Source organism: Flavobacterium sp. FPG59 (assembly GCF_002150205.1).
Classification (GTDB): Bacteria; Bacteroidota; Bacteroidia; order Flavobacteriales; family Flavobacteriaceae; genus Flavobacterium.
The window spans coordinates 1-1,345 of sequence record NZ_MTCA01000377.1 but is presented as its reverse complement, the minus strand read 5'-3'; the positions used below and the strand labels follow the sequence as shown (position 1 = coordinate 1,345).

General features: G+C 31.4%; 2 protein-coding genes. Both read left to right on the top strand.

Annotated features, from left to right (window positions below; translation table 11 throughout):
* Positions 1–165 precede the first annotated feature (165 nt).
* Entirely contained in the window at positions 166–474 is a 309-nt protein-coding gene (locus tag FPG59_RS16115; RefSeq protein WP_086455536.1) for a hypothetical protein, read from the top strand.
* A gap of 48 nt (positions 475–522) precedes the next feature.
* Positions 523–1,320 carry a hypothetical protein gene (locus tag FPG59_RS16110; protein ID WP_086455535.1) on the top strand — a complete coding sequence of 266 codons (798 nt, stop codon included), beginning with the start codon at positions 523–525 and terminating at the stop codon, positions 1,318–1,320.
* Positions 1,321–1,345 lie beyond the last annotated feature (25 nt).

Genomic DNA, 1,345 nt, shown 5'->3' with positions numbered 1-1,345 from the left:
ATATTAGTCTATTTCTTGTATTTAAATTCTCTTATATTCCAAGTTTGAATTTTTCATTGTAAATAATTGAAATATCACTAAAAGTGGGTATTGTTGGTGTGTGATTAAGATGGTAATTTTGTTGTGCATTATAAAATAATATAAAGTACAAAAGGACTCATTTAAATGATACATACAACGTCACAAGCAGAAAGTTCAAATGCTAACTTGGTTAAATTTTCTAATCTTTTGAAAGGAAAAACGAAAGAAGGATTTGTAGTCGTAGAACGCAATGATAAACTTCCTTATGCGGTATTATTGAAAAAGAAAAAGAAAGTAAACCACATCTATAATTTTGCAATTTTTTGTGCAACTTTAGGGTTATGGTCTTTTGTATGGATTTACATTACGCAAGTTTCATCAAAAGCTAAAAAGATTTTAATATCGATTGATGAGGATGGAAATCCATTTGAAGAAAAATGCTACATGGGATAATTTTTATTATTTTTGAAATCAATATTCAAATATTTTAATAAACTCATTATGAAATGTAAATTACTTATCCTTGCAGCTGTGCTGTTTAACATTAGTATTGCTGTTGCACAATCTCCTGGAGAAATTGATAGTAAAGAACGTATCACTATCAGTGATGATGTAGATTCTCCAAAAAAGAACAACTTTAAAATCAGTTTAACCAGTTTAATTTTTGGAAACTATCAGTTGCAATACGAAAGAAGTCTTACTAAGCGCATTGGACTTGTTGTAGGGTATAGTTTTATTCCAAAAGGAGCAGTTCCATTTAGAACACAATTAAATGACTTAACAGCAGATAGCGAAGATACTCAAGGTATTTTTGAAAATGCAGAATTGGGTTACAAAGCTTTTACTCCAGAGATCAGATTTTACTTAGGAAAAGGATACGGAAAAGGTTTTTATGTAGCTCCATTTTACAGAAATGTAAGGTATGATATTACCAATGTAAATTTCACTTTTAGTAGTGAACCTGCAGGAGTAACAAAGCAAAATCTTGCAATGGGCGGTGAATTGACTGCTAATTCCTTTGGATTACAGCTTGGTGCACAATTTCATTTAGGTAAACATATCATCCTTGATTGGTGGATCGTAGGTCCTCATTATGGTACTTCAAAAGGTGATTTTGTGGGAATAACGGATAGAAACTTAACAACTTTTGAACAGCAAGAGTTGAAAAAAGAACTAGATAACATTGAACTTCCATTATCTGATATAAAATCAGAGGTGAATGCTCGTGGTGCAAAGATTAATGTGAGTGGTCCATGGGGTGGTGTAAGAAGCGGAATTAGCTTAGGATACCGATTCTAAATAACTTATTCCAAATATTAAAAGC

Bases quoted from the DNA above. Each gene is read 5' to 3' on its own strand.
- FPG59_RS16115 (WP_086455536.1), top strand. From the start codon at position 166: ATGATACATACAACGTCACAAGCAGAAAGTTCAAATGCTAACTTGGTT.
- FPG59_RS16110 (WP_086455535.1), top strand. From the start codon at position 523: ATGAAATGTAAATTACTTATCCTTGCAGCTGTGCTGTTTAACATTAGT.